The organism is Caulobacter sp. GW821-FHT12D05, assembly GCF_058807295.1.
This window is the reverse complement of sequence record NZ_JBXAQO010000001.1, coordinates 604,074-621,414: the sequence shown is the minus strand read 5'-3', so window position 1 is coordinate 621,414 and position 17,341 is coordinate 604,074. Positions and strand designations below refer to the sequence as shown.

13 protein-coding genes are annotated in these 17,341 nt (G+C 69.2%); 5 read left to right on the top strand and 8 right to left on the bottom strand.

The genetic code is table 11. The annotated features are described in order from the left end of the window. Positions 1-213: 213 nt before the first annotated feature. The 4 genes from phnX to AC1RRR_RS02675 all read right to left on the bottom strand — a co-directional run bounded on the left by phnX (position 214) and on the right by AC1RRR_RS02675 (position 4,291). On the bottom strand, positions 214-1,023 hold the full coding sequence (phnX, locus tag AC1RRR_RS02690; protein WP_492810354.1) for a phosphonoacetaldehyde hydrolase: 810 nt from the start codon (positions 1,021-1,023) through the stop codon (positions 214-216). Then, the gene (locus AC1RRR_RS02685; RefSeq protein ID WP_492810352.1) at positions 1,020-2,156 is read right to left on the bottom strand and encodes a TIGR03364 family FAD-dependent oxidoreductase; all 1,137 of its coding nucleotides are present in this window, start codon (positions 2,154-2,156) and stop codon (positions 1,020-1,022) included. The genes phnX and AC1RRR_RS02685 overlap by 4 nt, the downstream gene beginning before the upstream one ends. Before the next feature lie 2 nt (positions 2,157-2,158). Then, on the bottom strand, positions 2,159-3,490 hold the full coding sequence (locus AC1RRR_RS02680) for a DUF5690 family protein (RefSeq protein ID WP_492810351.1): 1,332 nt from the start codon (positions 3,488-3,490) through the stop codon (positions 2,159-2,161). Positions 3,491-3,571: 81 nt separating this feature from the next. Next, a complete protein-coding gene (locus AC1RRR_RS02675) occupies positions 3,572-4,291 on the bottom strand; it encodes a UTRA domain-containing protein (protein WP_492810349.1) in 720 nt (239 codons plus the stop codon). A gap of 186 nt (positions 4,292-4,477) precedes the next feature. On the opposite strand from AC1RRR_RS02675, the gene AC1RRR_RS02670 reads away from it, so the two are divergent. The 5 genes from AC1RRR_RS02670 to AC1RRR_RS02650 all read left to right on the top strand — a co-directional run bounded on the left by AC1RRR_RS02670 (position 4,478) and on the right by AC1RRR_RS02650 (position 13,064). Next, complete coding sequence (locus AC1RRR_RS02670; protein WP_492810348.1) at positions 4,478-6,601, top strand: phosphocholine-specific phospholipase C; 2,124 nt, start codon at positions 4,478-4,480, stop codon at positions 6,599-6,601. 16 nt (positions 6,602-6,617) lie between these two features. Then, positions 6,618-7,196: an HD domain-containing protein gene (locus AC1RRR_RS02665; RefSeq protein WP_492810347.1), complete on the top strand. Its 579-nt coding sequence runs from the start codon at positions 6,618-6,620 to the stop codon at positions 7,194-7,196. 145 nt (positions 7,197-7,341) lie between these two features. After that, complete coding sequence (locus tag AC1RRR_RS02660; protein ID WP_492810346.1) at positions 7,342-10,524, top strand: efflux RND transporter permease subunit; 3,183 nt, start codon at positions 7,342-7,344, stop codon at positions 10,522-10,524. Continuing rightward, positions 10,517-11,704, top strand: a complete 1,188-nt coding sequence (locus tag AC1RRR_RS02655) for an efflux RND transporter periplasmic adaptor subunit (RefSeq protein ID WP_492810344.1) — start codon at positions 10,517-10,519, stop codon at positions 11,702-11,704. The genes AC1RRR_RS02660 and AC1RRR_RS02655 overlap by 8 nt, the downstream gene beginning before the upstream one ends. Further along, the gene (locus AC1RRR_RS02650; RefSeq protein WP_492810342.1) at positions 11,691-13,064 is read left to right on the top strand and encodes an efflux transporter outer membrane subunit; all 1,374 of its coding nucleotides are present in this window, start codon (positions 11,691-11,693) and stop codon (positions 13,062-13,064) included. The genes AC1RRR_RS02655 and AC1RRR_RS02650 overlap by 14 nt, the downstream gene beginning before the upstream one ends. Here AC1RRR_RS02650 and AC1RRR_RS02645 read toward each other — a convergent pair. The 4 genes from AC1RRR_RS02645 to AC1RRR_RS02630 all read right to left on the bottom strand — a co-directional run bounded on the left by AC1RRR_RS02645 (position 13,061) and on the right by AC1RRR_RS02630 (position 17,251). Continuing rightward, positions 13,061-14,491, bottom strand: coding sequence for a heavy metal sensor histidine kinase (locus AC1RRR_RS02645; protein WP_492810340.1), 1,431 nt, complete (start codon positions 14,489-14,491; stop codon positions 13,061-13,063). The genes AC1RRR_RS02650 and AC1RRR_RS02645 overlap by 4 nt on opposite strands. Next, positions 14,488-15,171 (bottom strand): heavy metal response regulator transcription factor, encoded by a 684-nt coding sequence (locus AC1RRR_RS02640; protein ID WP_252631712.1) that lies wholly within the window; start codon positions 15,169-15,171, stop codon positions 14,488-14,490. Before AC1RRR_RS02640 ends, AC1RRR_RS02645 begins: the two co-directional genes overlap by 4 nt. A 208-nt stretch (positions 15,172-15,379) precedes the next feature. Further along, the gene (locus AC1RRR_RS02635; RefSeq protein WP_492810338.1) at positions 15,380-17,008 is read right to left on the bottom strand and encodes an ABC-F family ATP-binding cassette domain-containing protein; all 1,629 of its coding nucleotides are present in this window, start codon (positions 17,006-17,008) and stop codon (positions 15,380-15,382) included. A gap of 39 nt (positions 17,009-17,047) precedes the next feature. Continuing rightward, complete coding sequence (locus AC1RRR_RS02630) at positions 17,048-17,251, bottom strand: hypothetical protein (RefSeq protein WP_492810336.1); 204 nt, start codon at positions 17,249-17,251, stop codon at positions 17,048-17,050. Positions 17,252-17,341: the final 90 nt, after the last annotated feature.

Below are 17,341 nucleotides of genomic sequence, written 5' to 3'. Positions count from 1 at the left end.
CTCTCCAACTGGTATGGACCAGAAGGCTTAGAGCAGCTTGCGGCGACACCAGCGTGACAGTTGGCGCCCGGGACGAAAGGAATTTCGTCACACAACGGCCCTTCGCAATAATCCCTGCAGGTATGGGTGCGCGACCCCGGCGCGCACATAGCGGGCCGAGTGGCGTGTTGGCTAAAATCTGATACGCTTTGGACTATACCAAACTGACTTAAGTCAGGGTCGCTCGCCCTGCTGGATCCGCGCCTCGATCTGGGCCAGCACCGGACCCAACTCGGCCACGCTGTCGACGACATAGTGAGCGCCAGCCTCGCGCAGCGCCTGGGCGGCCGCCTCGATCCGGGCGGCGCGCTCGGCGGCAGGCAGGATGGCCAGAGCCGCCTGCTCCAGGCCGACGCCATTGCCCGAAGCCGACAGCCCCACCGTCCAGGCGCCGACCTCCAGCCCCTCGCCGATGCCGACCACGGCGTCGTCAACCTTGACGCAGGCCCGGGCCGGCCAGGCGCCCAATTCGACCAGGGCCTTCCACATCATCAGCGGCGAAGGTCGTCCCGCCGCGGTCTCGCCGGCGCAGACCACGACGTCGGGCGCGTAGCCTTGGCTTTCCGCCAGCGGCAGGATGTCGGCCATCATCGGCCGCGTGTAGCCGGTGGAAGAGCCGATCTTCACGCCGCGTGCCCGCAGGCCGGCGACCAGCTTGGCCGCGCCGGGGATCAGCTGGGCGCAGTCGCGGGCGGCGGCGCGCATCTTCGGCTCGACGGCGTCGTGCAGGCGGTCGACATCGGTCTCGGTCACGGCGCCGCCATGGCGCGCCTCCCACAGGCCCGCAATGCGCGGCATGGCCAGCAGGGCCCGCACGTGGTCGCGCTTGGCCTTGCCCATATCGGCCCGCGCCTCGGCCTCGGTGATCTCGATGCCGGCTTCGGCGAAGACCTCGCGCAGCGCCTTGACCGGGGCGCGGCAGCCGAAATCGATCATGGTGCCGGCCCAGTCGAAGACCACGGCCTGGATGGGGCTGTTGCTCATGCGGCGGCTCCTTGGCGGGGAAGATCATAGAGGCCGGCGATCACTTCCTCGGCCAGGCCGAAGGCGGTGGAGGCCCCCGTGCCGCCGGTCACCACGACCAGGCGCACGCGCGGCAGCGGCGCCTCGACCAGGCTGTGACCGTGGGCCGAAGCGTAGGTGCCGGTCCAGCGCTCCAGCACCGGCGGCGCGGCCTGGCCGAATACCTGGGCGAACTCGTCCAGGATCAGGGCGTCGACGTCCTCGCGGGAGAACGGGTCGGGCGTGGCGGCGTAGTGGTGACTGTCGCCGACCACCAGCGAGCCGTCGGCGCTCTGGGCCACGATCAGGTGGACGCCGTGCTCCAGGTGGGCGCCCTGCTCCGTCTCCAGACGCGCGCGCAAGGCGCCCGCCTCCGGCAGGGCCGCGTAGCCGAGGTAACGAACCAGGCCCAGGTCGGACATCACCGGCCCCGGCAGCCGCCAGCCCGGCGCGGCCAGGCGCAGCATCTGCAGCTTGCAGCGCGTCACCTCGGCGCGGGCGAAACGGTCGGGAAACAGGGTGACGAGGTCGTCGCCGGGGCAGACCACGATGGTCTCGGCCCGCACCACTCCAGCCGAGGTCTCCAGCCGCCCGGTCTCGACGCTGTGCACGGCCACGCCGCGCAGGAAACTCACGCCATGGGCGGCGGCCAGCCAGGCGGCCAGGCGCGGGATGGCGGTGCGGGACTCCACCCGCATATCGACCGAACTGGTCAGCGCGCCCAGCACCTGGCCCTGCCCCGGCAGTCGGTCGGCCAGATCCGTCGCGTCACGCCAGGCGCAGCCCTCGGCCATCTCGGTCTCGAGGAAGGCCTGCAGCACGTCGCGGGCTTCGGGCCGGCGGGCGACCATGGTCAGGCCGCGCTGCAGCACCTCGATCCCGGCGGGGCCAGCGATCTCATCCCAGACCCGCGCCGATCGCCGCGCCCGCCGCCAGACCTCGCCGCGTTCCTGGCCCGTGACCGTCACGAAGCCGAAATTGCGCACCGAGGCGCCGTTGGCCTGGGCGTCGCGATCGATGACGACCACGCGCTTGCCCAGGCGGGCGGCGGCCAGGGCGTGGGCCAGGCCCACAATGCCGGCCCCGACCACGGCGAGATCGAAGGACCGCTCCAAGGTCAGGGCTCGACCGCTTGAGCGGCGGCCGGGAACGGCGCCGCGCCCGATCGGCTCGCCGCCTTGGGTCGTTGACGCAGGAAGTAGACGCCAGCCAGCACCGTGCAGACCGCGCCGACGGCGCTGGTCGCGTAGATGCTGTTGACGAAGAAGCCCAGCCAGTCGAGGTCGACCATGGCGAAGTTGCGCCAGACCAGCAGGGCCACGCTGCCCAGATAGCCCGAGGCGTCGGCCACGTAGATCAGGAAGCCCGCCGTGCCGACCCGGCCGCTGAAGGCGATCATCCGGTCGAACAGCATGGCGTTGAACGGCGTGTAGGCCATGTAGAGGCCCGCGCCCGTCAGGATCATCCAGGTCAGCGGCGTCAGCAGGTGGGCCTGGAAAGCCAGGGTCGAACCGCCCAGCACCAGGAAGCCGGCCAGGATCACGCCGTGCATGACCAGCAGGGCCCGCAGGTTGTCGCGCACCAGCATCACCGCGCCCATCACGACCAGCGAGACGACGGCGACCGGCAGCTCGCTAGCGGTGAACACGCCCGAAGCCTCGCCAAAGCCCATGGCCGTCCAGATCTCGGCGGCGAAGTTGTCGCGGAAGTCGCGCAGAGCGGTCAGCAGCACGTAGGACAGCACCAGCATCAGCAGCCCTGGCGCGTAGGCGGCCAGGAAGGCGCGGCGCTGGGCCAGGTCCATCGGCTGGCGGCGCACGCGGGCGGCCTCGTCGGCGGCGCTCGGCGGCGGCATCTGCACCAGGGCCCAGACCGAGACGGCCAGCAGCGGCATGAAGATCGCGCCGGTGGCGGCCGGCATCCAGAACGGCGAGACGTGGATATCGACCATCAGCCATTTGCCGACCGACTTCACCACGCCCGACGACAGGATGAAGCTGGCGCAGAGGATCGCGCCCAACACCTCGGACGTGCGGCGGCCTTCCATGAAGCCGAACACCAGGCCCCAGATCATGCCCAGCGGCAGGCCGTTCAGGAACAGCGCCGCCACGTTCCAGGGCGCGGGGATCACGGCGAAGGCCAGCAGCGCCAGCCACGAGACGCCGATCAGTCCCAGGATGGCCGCGCCGCGATGACGGGGCGCGATCTCAGAGATCACCTTGACCCCGATCATCTTCGACAGGGCGTAGCCGGCGACCTGGGCCAGGACCAGGGCGATCTTGTAGTCGACCGCGAAGTTCCAGCCCTCGACCGCCCCGAAGGTCGCCGCCGCGAACGGCTTGCGGAAGGCGTACATCGAGAAATAGGCGCAGAAGCCGGCCAGCCCCGCGAACAGGGTGAAAGCCAGCGGGTGGGCCCGCTCCAGCCAGCGCCGAGGACCAGTCGTCATGGGAATGCCCCTTGATGGAGCATTCTGGTCTATACCAACTGCGCGACACCTTGGTGACGGTGCGAACAGCCTCGCCGGACTCTAGCGGACGCGGATGTCGACGCTGACCGTCAGGGCGTCATGGCGCCAGTATTCACGGTCGAACTCGACTACCTCGCCTTGGGCGTCGTAGCAGGTCCGCACCAGGCTCAGACCCGGCAGGCCCGACTTGACCCGCAAGGCCTCGGCCTCGTCGCGGGTCAGGGCGCAGGGCCGCATGTCGACCTTGTTGCGCGCGACGCCGATGCCGTAGACCGACTTCAGCACGCTGGTCAGCGAGCCGTTCAAATCGTGGTCGATCAGGCCCGGCGCGCGGGCGGCGTCGACGATGATGCTCTCGATCAGCACGGCCCGACCGTCGATCAGGCGCCTGCGGCGGATCCAGTACATCGGCGCCCCAACCGGCCGCGAGAAGATCTGGGCCAGCATGTCGTCGGCGACGATCTCGGTCTTGCTCAGCGTCTCGGTCTCGGGGCGACGCCCTTGCGCCTCGACGTAAGACATGAAGCCTTCCCAGCGCGTCGGGTCATAGACCACCGGCGGCGGCGAGACGTACCAGCCGCTGCGGTCCTTGCGGTAGATGACCCCCTCGGCCTCGAGCTGGAACAGAGCCTCACGGACGGTGCCCCGGGCCACCCCGCCGCCGGCCTGCAGCTGGCGTTCGGACGGCAGTCGCTCCCCCGGCTTGAACGCGCCGCCGGCGATGCGCGCGGCGATATCGTCACGCACGCCGAGATACTGAAGACTGTCGGGCTGCTGCATTGGGCGACCTGGCCAGCGGTCGAATCCCGCCTCCGCGCGAGGATGGGAGGGCGCTCCTCCAGGGTCAAGGAAAGGGATCGGGCGCGCAACGCCCCCGCCTGACCCCTCTGGCGGTGTCACGAAAGTTTCGCCGACACCCGCTCAACACTGGTCTATACCAAAATAACGTCACTGGGAGTTGGGCCGATGCCGACCGACCGCCGCTCTTTCCTGCGCGCCGCCGCCACGGCCAGCGCCGCCGCCGGCCTGCTGCCGGCCACCGTGGCCAAGGCCATGGCGATCCCGGCGCGCCACCGCACCGGCACGATCATGGACGTCGAGCACGTCGTGATCTTCATGCAGGAGAACCGGTCGTTCGACCACTATTTCGGCGCGCTGAACGGCGTGCGCGGCCTGGGCGATCCGCGCCCGCAACGCCTGCCCGGCGGCGGCTCGGTCTGGCGCCAGCCTTCCAAGGAACATCCTGACGGCTTCGTCGCCCCGTTCCACGGCGACGCTTCCGTCACCAACGCCTACACGGTCGATGGCGCCGACCAAGGCCACCAAGCGGCGATCACCATCGTCAACGGCGGCCGCTACGACCAATGGGGCCACACCGGCGAGCTGCACAAGCGGATGGTCTATTACAAGGCCTCGGACCTGCCGTTTTACCACGCCCTGGCCAGCGCCTTCACGGTCTGCGACGCCTATCACTGTTCGACCCTGACCCAGACCTATCCGAACCGCCTGCACCTGTGGACCGGCTGTAATGGCGGCGGCAAGGTCGGCGGCGATCCGGAAATGAGCAACTACGGCGAGGACGAGACGCCCAGCGCCGACATGGCCGAAGACAAGGTCATGGCCAACGGGCCGCACGACTGGACGACCTATGCCGAGCGCCTGCAGGCGGCCGGGATCAGCTGGAAGGTCTACCAGGAATACGACAATTTCGGCGACAACATCCTGTCGGTGTTCAAGAATTTCCGCCCCTGCGCCAAAGACTCCGAGCTCTATACGCGCGGCCGCTCGTGGGTCGGCGAAGGCAAGGCCGACCCCGACCGCAAGCGCTCCGACGGCGTGCAGTTGGTCGAAGCCTTCCGCGCCGACGTCGCCGCCGACCGCCTGCCGCAGGTGTCGTGGATCGTCACCGCCGCCGACCTGTCGGAGCATCCCTCGGCCGAGCCGTCGAAGGGCGAGCATGTCTGCGCCGAGCTGATCAAGGCCCTGGTCGATCACCCCGAGGTGTTCGCCAAGACTGTCTTCATCGTCAACTACGACGAGGCCGGCGGCTTCTACGACCACATGCAGCCGCCCATGCCGCCGCTTAACCCCGAACAGGGCTGGAGCTCGGTGTCGGTGGCCGGCGAGACCAAGACCTATGGCCCTGACGCCGAGGGAGCCAACAAAGGCACGCACGCCCTGGGCTTAGGGATACGCGTGCCGGCCATCGTCGTCTCGCCGTGGAGCCGGGGCGGCTTCGTCTGCTCGGAGGTGTTCGACCACACCTCGACCCTGAAGTTCCTGGAGAAGCGCTTTGGGGTGCGCGAGGAGAACATCAGCGACTGGCGCCGCGCCGTCTGCGGCGACCTGACCTCGGCCTTCGACTTCGCCACGCCCAACCAAGACTGGACCGCGCTGACCCTGCCGGCGACCGCCGACTACATGCAACGCGTGGCGCGCTCCAAGGCCGCGCCGAGCCTGAAGATCCCGGCGACGCAAGGCCCCTCGGCCCAGGACGGCCCGCAACGCGGCGCACGCCCCCTGCCCTACGCCCTGTCGGCCGACGCCCGGATCAAGGACGGCGCGCTGTGGATCGACCTGGTCAATGCCGGTCGCGCCGGCGCGGTGTTCCAGGTGTTCGACAACACCGACCGCGACGCGCCCTGGCGCTTCACCCTGGCGGCCGGCCAGAAATACGCCGCCGGGCACTGGAACAAGGCCGGCCGCGCGCCGGGCCCCTACGACCTGACCGTCCATGGCCCCAACGGCTTCTACCGTCGCTTCGCGGGCGATACGTCCAAGACCCAGCCGATCGTGACGGTCGCCGCCGACGTCCGCTCGCGCCTGGTCGTCAGCCTGTCTGGCCAGGGCCTGGCGACGCTGCACATGGCCGAAGACTATCCGCTGGCCGAGGGGGAAGCCCGCCAGACCGTCATGCTGACGCCCAAGCGCGTGGCGCGCTCGGTCTGGGACCTGCGCGGCAGCGACCACTGGTACGACCTGACCCTGACCCTGGCCGACGCCCCCTCGTTCACCCAGCGACTGGCCGGCCACCTGGAAACCGGCCGCGCCAGCCGCACCGATCCCGGCATCGGCCGCATGCGTCTCTAAAGCCCACGGATACTCGATGACCTCTCGCCCTGCGGCCGATGCTTTCGTGGCCGAACTGACCGACCTCTTCACCCGCCTGGGCGGCCTGCGCTACGGCGAGGACGTCACCCAGATGGAGCACGCGATCCAGACCGCGCACCACGCCAAGCAGGACGGCGCGCCGCCCGAACTGATCGCCGCCGCCCTGCTGCACGACGTCGGCCACATGATGCAGAAGATCGGAGAACACGCCGCCGCCCTGGGCATCGACACGCGCCACGAACAGATCAGCGCCGGCTACCTGGCGCGCGCCTTCGGCCCCGAAGTCACCGAGCCGGTCCGCCTGCACGTGGCGGCCAAGCGCTACCGCGTGGCGGTCGACCCCGTCTATCACGAGCGCCTCAGCCCGGCCTCGCTGCAAAGCCTGGCCCTGCAAGGCGGCCCGATGAGCCCCGGCGAGATCGAAACCTTCCTAGACGATCCGGCGGCGCAGGCGGCCTTGCGTCTGCGCGAATATGACGAGGCCGGCAAAGCGCCCGAAGCCGAGGTCGCCGCTTTCGAGACCTACAACGACCTCCTGCGCGACCTGATCGATCGCGCGGGCAAGACCCTCTAGGACGGCCTGATGGCAAGGCCGGATAAGGCCTTGCCCGTCAATCTCGCCCCTACCTGACCGTCTTGTCAGGTAGCCGTCAGGCTGCGGACCCCTTGGCCTTGCTAGACCATGGCCAACCTCCCCCGCCGCAACGACGGAATTCAGTATGATCTCGCTTGTGCGGACGGCTTTGGCGCGTCCCTACACCTTCGTCGTGATGGCCGCGATGATCCTGATCGTCGGCGTGCTGGCGATCCTGCGGACGCCGACCGACATTTTCCCCAACATCCGCGTGCCCGTCGTCGCGGTTGCCTGGACTTATAACGGCCTATCGCCGGCCGACATGTCGGGACGGATCCTGACGCCCTACCAGCGGACCCTGACCACCACGGTCAACGACATCGACCACATCGAGGCGACCTCGCTGCAAGGCATCGGGGTGGTGAAGATCTACTTCCAGCCGGGCGCCGACGTGCGTTTGGCCAACGCCCAGATCACCGCCATCTCGCAGACCGTGCTGCGCCAGATGCCGCCGGGGATCACCCCGCCGCTCGTCCTCAACTACAACGCCTCGACCGTGCCGATCGTGCAGCTGGCCCTGGCCGGCCAGGGCCTGTCCGAGCAGCAACTGTTCGACTACGGCGTCAATTTCATCCGTACACGGCTCGTCACTGTGCCCGGCGCGGCCGTGCCGTTCCCGTTCGGCGGCAAGACCCGCCAGATCCAGGTCGACATCGACCCACAGGCCCTGCTGTCCAAGGGCCTGTCGGCATCCGACGTCGGCGCGGCCATCGCGGCCCAGACCCAGATCACCCCGGCCGGCTTCGTCAAGATCGGCGAGTTCCAGTACAGCCTGCGCCTGAACAACGCCCCCGGCACGGTCGACGAGTTGAACGCCTTGCCGATCAAGACGGTCAACGGCGCCACCATCCGCATCGGCGACGTCGCCCACGTCCGCGATGGCTCGGCCCCGCAGCAGAACGTCGTCCACGTCGACGGCCAGCGCTCGGTGCTGATGACGGTGCTGAAGTCGGGCGCCACCTCGACCATCGCCATCGTCGACGGGGTCAAGGGCGCCCTGCCCGAACTGAAGGCGCAGCTGCCGCCGGAGCTGACCGTCACCCCGCTGAACGACCAGTCGACCTTCGTGAAGGCCGCCGTCGAGGGCGTGGTGCACGAAGGCGCCCTGGCCGCCGTGCTGACCTCGCTGATGATCCTGCTGTTCCTGGGCAGCTGGCGCTCGACGGTGATCATCGCCGTCTCGATCCCGCTGGCGGTGCTGGCGGCCATCGCGGCCCTGGCGGCGTTCGGCCAGACCCTGAACGTCATGACGCTGGGCGGCCTGGCCCTTGCCGTCGGCATCCTGGTCGACGACGCCACCGTCACCATCGAGAACATCAACTGGCACCTGGAGCACGGCAAGGACGTCAAGACGGCGATCCTGGACGGCGCGGCCCAGATCGTGACCCCGGCGTTCGTGTCCCTGCTCTGCATCTGCATCGTCTTCGTGCCGATGTTCTTCCTGCCGGGCGTGTCGGGCTTCCTGTTCGTGCCGATGGCGCTGTCGGTGGTCTTCGCGATGATCGCCTCGTTCCTGCTGTCGCGGACCCTGGTCCCGACCATGGCGGCCTATCTCCTCAAGCCGCACGTCCCGCATGACGAGGAGGCCCCGTCGAGCAACCGCCTGGTCCGCTTCCAGCGCGGCTTCGAGCGGGCCTTCTCCAAGGTGCGCGACGCCTATGCGGGCCTGCTGGGGTTCGCGCTGGACGCGCGTGGCGTATTCGTCGCCGGGTTCCTGGGCTTTGCTTTGCTGAGCCTGCTGCTGATCCCGTTCCTGGGCCAGAACTTCTTCCCGGCCGTGGATTCCGGCTCGATCGCCCTGCATGTCCGCGCGCCGGTCGGCACGCGGATCGAGGAGTCGGCGGCCCTGTTCGACCGCATCCAGCGCCACATCCGCACGGTGATCCCGGCGGGCGAGGTCGAGACGATGGTCGACAACATCGGTCTGTCCACCAGCGGCATCAACACCGCCTACAACGCCTCGGGCACCATCGGCCCGCAGGACGGCGACATCCTGATCAGCCTGAAGAAGGGCCATCACCCGACCGAGGACTACGTCAAGACGCTGCGCGAAGAGCTGCCCAAGGCCTTCCCGAGCGCGACCTTCTCGTTCCTGCCCGCCGACGTGACCAGCCAGATCCTCAACTTCGGCAGCCCGGCCCCGATCGACATCCAGGTGTCGGGCGGCGACGCGGCCGGCAACCAGGCCTACGCCCAGAAGATCCTGCGGGCCATTCGCGGGGTGAAGGGCATCGCCGACGTTCGTATCCAGCAGCCGGCCGCTTCCCCCGAACTGCGCTTCGACGCCGACCGCACGCGGATCCACGCCCTGGGCCTGGACGAGCGCGACGTCACCGCCAGCCTGGCCGGCGCCGTGGCCGGCAGCCAACAGACCGCGCCGGTGTTCTGGCTGAACCCGCAGAACGGGGTCTCCTACCCCGTCGTGGCCCAGACGCCCGAGTACATGCTGGACAGCTTCGACAAGCTGTCGTCGATCCCGGTCACCGGCGCCCGCGCCCCGAACCAGGCGCCGCAGGTGCTGGGCGGCCTGGGCACGCTGAGCCGCGGCTCCACCGCCGCCGTGATCTCGCAGTACAACATCCAGCCGATGGTCAATGTCTATGCCGCCACCCAAGGCCGCGACCTGGGCGGCGTGGCCGCCGACATCCAGAAGGTCCTGAAAAAGCTGGAGAAGGACAAACCGGCCAAGATCAAGGTGACCCTGCGCGGCCAATACCAGACCATGAACACCGCCTTCTCCGGCATGGGCTGGGGTCTGCTAGGCGCGGTCGTGATGATCTATCTGTTGATCGTCATCAACTTCCAGTCCTGGCTGGACCCGTTCGTGATCATCTCGGCCCTGCCCGCCGCCCTGGCCGGCATCGCCTGGATGCTGTTCGCCACCGAGACGCCGCTGTCCGTCCCGGCCCTGACCGGCGCGATCATGTGCATGGGCGTGGCCACGGCCAACTCGATCCTGGTGGTCAGCTTCGCCCGCGAGCGGCTGGACGCCACCGGCGACGCCGTGCAGGCCGCGTTCGAGGCCGGGGTCACCCGCTTCCGCCCCGTGCTGATGACGGCCCTGGCCATGATCATCGGCATGGCGCCCATGGCCCTGGCCCTGGGCGAAGGCGCCGAGCAGAACGCCCCGCTGGGCCGCGCCGTGATCGGCGGCTTGATCTTCGCCACCTGCGCGTCCCTGCTGTTCGTCCCCACCATCTTCTCCATCGTCCACGGCCGCCGCCCCCACGCGGAAGCCGCCTCCCCCGAAGGCGTCGCCCATGTCTGAGTCCACGTTTCCGAAGACCGACCCCAAGCGTCTGCGTCGCCTGGCCCTCATCGGCGCCGCCGGCTTCGTCCTGATCCTGGCGGCCGGCGCGACCTCGCGGCTGATGGCCAGCCAAGACCTGAAGAAGACCAGCCAGGCCAGCGCCGTCACCACGGTCAACATCATCCAGCCCGGCGGCGGCGAGAGCGGCGAACTGGTGCTGCCCGGTCGCCTGCAGGCCTGGAACGAGGCCCCGGTCTTCGCCCGCACCGACGGCTATCTGCGCCGCTGGTATGTCGACATCGGCCAACCGGTGACGGCGGGCCAGGTGTTGGCCGAGATCGACGCGCCCGAAGTCGACCAGCAGTTGGTCGCCGCTCGCGCCGCCCTGGCCACCGCCCAGGCCCAGCGCGACCTGGCCGCCACCAGCGCCGCGCGCTGGAAGCGCCTGGTCGCCGACAACGCCGTCTCGCAGCAGGAGGCCGACGAACGCGCCGGGGACTTGGCCGCCCGCGAGGCCATGCGCAATGAAGCCATCGCCAATGTGCGCCGCCTGGAGAGCCTGACCGCCTTCAAGCGCATCGTCGCCCCGTTCGACGGGGTGGTGACCAGCCGCGACACCGACCAGGGCGACCTGATCAGCGCCGGCGGCGGCCGCACCACGCCGCTGTTCACAGTCTCCGACACCAAGCGCCTGCGTCTCTATGTCAGCGTGCCTCAGAGCCTGGCCGGCCAGATCCGCCCGGGCATGAGCGCGACCTTCGCCACGCCCGACCTTCCCGGCCAGACCTTCAACGCCCGCCTGGTGCGCACGGCCGACGCGGTTGACGCCCAGTCGGGCTCGATGCTGATCCAGCTGGAGGTCGACAACGCCGGCGGCCGGCTGAAGCCCGGCGGCTACGCCCAGGTCAGCCTGAATCTGCAGGGGGGCAGCGCGGCCTCGACCGCCTCGGTACGGATCCCGTCCAACGCCCTGCTGTTCCGCAAGGAAGGCACGGCGGTGGCCGTGGTCGGCGGCGACAACATCGTCTCGATCCATCCGGTCAAGATCGCCCGCGACGACGGCGCCGAGTTGGAACTGGCCTCGGGCCTGGCCGCCAGCGACTGGATCGTCACCAGCCCGCCGGACGCCATCGCGACCGGCGACAAGGTCAATGCGGTGAAGACCAAGGCCAAGGGCGGCGCCAATGCAAAGGGCTAGCCTTCTGATCCTGGCCGGCCTTGGCCTAGCCGGCTGCTCGATGGCTCCGGCCTACGCTCCGCCGACGCCCGTCGCGCCGGCCGCCTTCCGCGACACCGGTCCCTGGACCCCGGCCGCGCCAGCGGAAACCCGCGACGCAACCTGGTGGGCGGTCTTCAAGGACCCGACGCTGGACGGTCTGGAACGTCGGCTGGAGACCGGCAGCGCCGACCTCGCCGCCGCCCTCGCCCGCTACGACCAAGCCCGCGCCTTGTCGCGCCAGGCCTCCAGCGCCCTCTTCCCCCGCGTCGGAGCCTCGGCAAGCACTGAGCGCCAGCGCACGCCGGCCAACGGCCGCTTCGACACCACGACCCTGGCGGCCAGCGCCGCCTATGAGGTCGATCTGTGGGGCCGAGTGCGCAACCTGGTGGCCGCCGGCAAGGCGGACGCTCAGGCCAGCGCCGCCGACCTGGCCGGGGTGCGCCTGAGCTTGCAAGCCCAGCTGGCGGACAGCTACTTCGCCCTGCGCGGGGCCGACGCCCAGATCGCGGTGCTGGCCTCGACGGTCGAGGCCTATCGCCAGGCCCTGGACCTGACCAACCGTCGCCAGGCCGGCGGCGCGGCCAGCGGACTCGACACCGGCCGGGCCCAGACCCAGCTGGCGGCGACCCAGGCCCAGTACGAACAGGCCGTGGCCAATCGCGCCCTGCTGGAACACGCCATCGCCGTGCTGGTGGGCGAGCCGGCTTCGACCTTCAGCCTGGCTTCGACGTCAGGCCTGAGCGACGCCCCGGTCACCCCGGTCGGCGCGCCCTCGACCCTGCTGCAGCGCCGCCCCGACGTCGCCGCCGCCGAGCGCCGGATGGCCGCCGCCAACGCCCGCATCGGCGTGGCCCGCGCGGCCTGGTTCCCGAGCGTGACCCTGGCGGCCGCCGGCGGTTACCAGTCCAATGGTGGTGAGCTGCTGACCGCCGCCAACCACGTCTGGGCGCTTGGCCCGCTGGCCGCCGCCGTGCCGTTGTTCGACGGCGGCGCGCGCAAGGCCGAGGTCGCCCGCAGCCGCGCGGTGTTCGACGAGACCGCTGCCGGCTACCGTCAGACCGTGCTGGACGCCTTCCGCGAGGTCGAGGACCAGATGGTCCTGGCCAACCGCCTGGCCGCCGCGCAAGGACGCCAGGACGAAGCCGTCGACGCCGCCGTTCGCACCACAGCCCTGGCCACGACCCGCTATCGCGAAGGCGCAGCCAGCTATCTGGATGTGGTCACGGCGCAAACCGCCGAACTGCAAGCCCGGCGCGACGCTTTGGACCTGCGGACGCGCCGCCTGTCGGCCAGCGTGGACCTGATCCGAGCGCTGGGTGGCGGCTGGAGCGCCGGCTAGGCGTCGACGACTTCTCGCTCAGGCGGCGGAAGGACGACCGAACCTCCGGGCTCGCCTTCCGTCGCCGCCGGCTCCGCTTTCGGCAGCAAGAACCCGATCAGCACCTCGCCCCCCTCACAGCGGGCGAAGACCGAACCGCCATGCATGATGACGATGGCCTTGACCACCGCCAGACCCAGGCCGTGGACCTCGCCGCTGTGCTCGCGGGCGCGGTCCATACGGTAGAAGCGGTCGAACAGTCGCGCCAGGTGAGGTTCGGGGATCGGGCCGCCCTTGTTGCGCACCGACAAGCACACGGCCTTGTCCTGAGGCTCGATCGTGACCCGCACGGTCTTGCAGTCAACGCCGTGACGAATGGCGTTGTCGAGCAGGTTGGTGACAGCCCGCCCCAGCAGCGAGGCGTCGGCGGTGACGGTGGCGTCGCCCCGCACCTCGAGCCGCACTTCGGCGTCCTCGAACAGCACGTCCAGGAAGTCGGCGGTCTTGTGCGTCAGGGCCGCCAGCGACAGCGGCGCCAGGTTGGCCGCGAGAGCCCCCTGATCGGCGCGGGCCATGAACAGCATGTCGTTGATGATCGTGCGCAGCCGCTCCAGCTCTTCCAGGTTGGAGTGCAGCGTATCCTCCAGCTCGTCGGCGTCGCGGGTGCGCGACAAGGCGACCTGGGTCTGACCGATCAGGTTGCCCAGCGGCGTGCGCAGCTCGTGGGCGACATCGGCGTTGAAGGCCGCCAGCCGCTCATAGGCCGCCTGCAACCGGTCCAGTGCGCCGTTGAAGGCGCTCATCAGCCCGACCAGTTCGGCCGGCAGGTCCTGGGTCGGCATGCGCAGACTGAGGTCAGCGGGGTTCAGCGCCCCGGCGCGCTGCGACAGGCGGTCGACGGGGGCCAAGCCCCGGCGCGCGATCCACCAGCCCAGCAAGCTGACCAGCGCCGTGATCAGCACCGACATGCCCAGGGCCCCGACGCCCAGCACGTAGCGCGAAGCGTCGAACGGGGCGGTGTCGGCGGCGATCACCAGGCGCACGTCGGGACGGCGGCCGAAGGCGGGCACCGTACGCGACAGGGTCATGAACCGCTTGCCGTCGACGTGGATGACCCCGAAACCGTTGCGGGCCGGCTCCAGCGCCTTCCCCGGCATGAACTGGAAGCGCGGATCGGCGCTCTCGATGCGGTAGCGGATGGACCCGTCGGCAGGGGTGAACGACTTCAGCTTGTCGGTCATCAACGGCCAACGGCCAGGGTCCTCCAGCTTGTGGATCATCGCCACAATGATCTCGGAGCGGGCGTTCAGTTCCTCGGCCTGGTGGCGCTTCAGTTCCAGGCTCTGGAAGCTGAACAGGGTCACGCCGGCAAGGATCGACACCGCGCCGGTGGCGATGGCGAACATCAGGGCCAGACGGCCCGCGATGGATTTGGGGGCGGCGATCATGTCGAACTCCCCTCGGGGCGATGCTCCAGGACGTAGCCCATGCCGCGCACGGTATGCAGCAGTTTGGTTTCGAACATCCCGTCGATCTTGGCCCGCAGGCGCTTGATCGCGACCTCGACCACATTGGTGTTGGTGTCGAAATTGATGTCCCAGACCAGCTCGGTGATGATGGTCTTGGAGACGATCTGCGACTGGCGGCGGCCCAGCACGACCAGCAGGGCGAACTCCTTGGCCGTCAGGTTCAGCCGCTTGCCCGCCCGCGTGGCGCGCCGCGCCATCAGGTCCAGGTGCAGGTCGCCGACCGTGATGGTGGTGGACTCGCTGCGCCCGCGGCGGGTGATCGCCTGCAGCCGGGCCAGCAGCTCCAGGAACGAGAACGGCTTGACCAGATAGTCGTCGGCGCCAGCGCCCAGGCCTTTCAGACGATCTTCGACGCTGTCGCGGGCGGTCAGCATGATCACCGGCGTCTGACGCGTCTGACGCAACTGCCCCAGCACCTCGACCCCATCCAGGCCTGGCAGCATGCCGTCCAGCACCACGGCGTCGTAGTCGAGGGTCTGGGCCAAGTGCAGCCCATCCTCGCCATTGCTGGCGAAATCCACCGCGTAACCCTGCTCCGTCAGCCCCTTGCGCAGGTAGGCGACGGTCTTGGGTTCGTCCTCGACGATCAGGATCTTCATAGAGCGAGGCGTCTCACGACCAGCAGCCCGGAACGCAGGCGCGCTCCAGGCCGGCAAGATAGAGCGTCCTTGCGCCCGTCGCCATGGGGGTGGGGGGGTGATGGACAGGCGGCGGGGCAAGGACAACGCATCCTGCTGCCCCTGCCCGGTCATCACGCTGACCGCCGGATGACATTTCTGACCCGAAACGTAGGGCCCCGGTGGAAGGTTACCCGCCCGGGTGCAGCCCCGGCGCTTCCTGGCCCGTGCGGGCGACATATTCGGTGTAGCCGCCGCCGTATTGGTGGACGCCCTCGGGCGTCAGTTCCAGCACGCGGTTCGACAGAGCGCCCAGGAAGTGGCGATCGTGCGAGACGAACAGCATGGTGCCCTCGAAATCCGCCAGGGCCGCCACCAGCATCTCCTTGGTCGCCATGTCCAAGTGGTTGGTCGGTTCGTCGAGGACCAGCAGGTTGGGCGGATCGAACAGCATCTTGGCCATGACCAGACGCGCCTTCTCGCCGCCCGACAGGACTCGGCAGGGCTTTTCGACATCGTCGCCGGAGAAGCCAAAGCAGCCCGCCAGGGTGCGTAGCGCGCCCTGCCCGGCTTGCGGGAACGAGCGCTCCAGGGACTCGAAGATCGTCTCTTCGCCTTCCAGCAGGTCCATCGAGTGCTGAGCGAAATAGCCCATCTTCACGCTGGCGCCGATGTGGACCGCGCCTTGATCAGGCTTGGTGTCGCCGGCCACGAGTTTCAGCAGGGTCGACTTGCCGGCGCCGTTCGCGCCCAGGACGCACCAGCGCTCCTTGCGGCGGACCAGGAAATCCAGGCCGTCATAGATCGGCTTGTCGCCATAGCCCTTATGGACGCCGCGCAGGCTGATCACGTCCTCGCCCGACCGCGCCGGGGTCTGGAACTCGAACTGCACCGCCTGGCGGCGGCGCGGAGCCTCGACGCGGTCGATCTTGTCGAGCTTCTTGACCCGGCTTTGCACCTGGGCGGCGTGCGAGGCGCGCGCCTTGAACTTCTCGATGAACTTGATTTCCTTGGCCAGCATGGCCTGCTGGCGCTCGTACTGCGCCTGACGCTGCGCCTCGCCCAACGCCCGCTGCTGGTCGTAGAAGTCCAGATCGCCCGAATAGGTGATCAGCTGGCCGCCGTCGATCTCGACCACCTTGCCGATGATGCGGTTCATGAAGGCGCGGTCGTGCGACGTCATCAGCAGGGCGCCGTCGTAGTTCTTGAGGAACGCCTCCAGCCAGATCAGGCTCTCCAGATCCAAGTGGTTGGAGGGTTCGTCCAGCAGCATGCCGTCGGGCCGCATCAGCAGGATGCGGGCCAGGGCCACGCGCATCTTCCAGCCGCCGGACAGTTGGCCGACGTCACCGTCCATGCGTTCCTGGCTGAAGCTCAGGCCCGCCAGAACCTCGCGGGCCCGCGCCTCCAGCGCATAGCCGTCCAGTTCCTGGAAGCGCTCCAGCACCTCGCCATAGCGCTCCATGATGGCGTCGAGTTGGTCCGCCTTGTCCGGATCCACCATGTCGGCCTCGAGCGTGGCCATCTCGGCGGCCAGCGCGCTGACGGGGCCGACGCCGTCCATCACTGCGGCGACCGCGCTCTGGCCCGACATCTCGCCGACGTCCTGGCTGAAATAGCCGATCTTCATGCCGGGATCGATCACGACCAGCCCGTCGTCGGGCTGCTCCTGGCCGGTGATCATGCGGAACAGGGTCGTCTTGCCGGCGCCGTTCGGGCCGACCAGCCCAGCCTTCTCGCCCTTCTGGACGCCCATCGAGGCGTCGATGAACAGGAGCTGGTGGCCGTTTTGCTTGGAGATATTGTCGAGGCGGATCATGGGCGGTCTGCTATCGCGGGTCGCAGCAGAACGCCAGCCTTAGAGCGATATCAATTCCAGACGCGCCAGCCGCGCCTGGATCCGCTCCCAGGTCTTGAGCTTGATGGGCTCGCCCTTGCGCAGCTTGGTCCAGGTCGTCTCGCTGATCCCGTAGACGTCGGTCAGATGTTCGCGCGTGACCGCCGGCAAGGCGGTCTTGAGCGCGTTGAACCGCTCGTGGCTGATGGTGATGGTCTGGACCACGCCGCACTCCAAGGGTCGTGAAATAAGGCGCGGCCGGCGCTCAAAGGGGGGAAGGCGCCGGCCGCTGACGATCGCCGGGGAAGTGTGGCG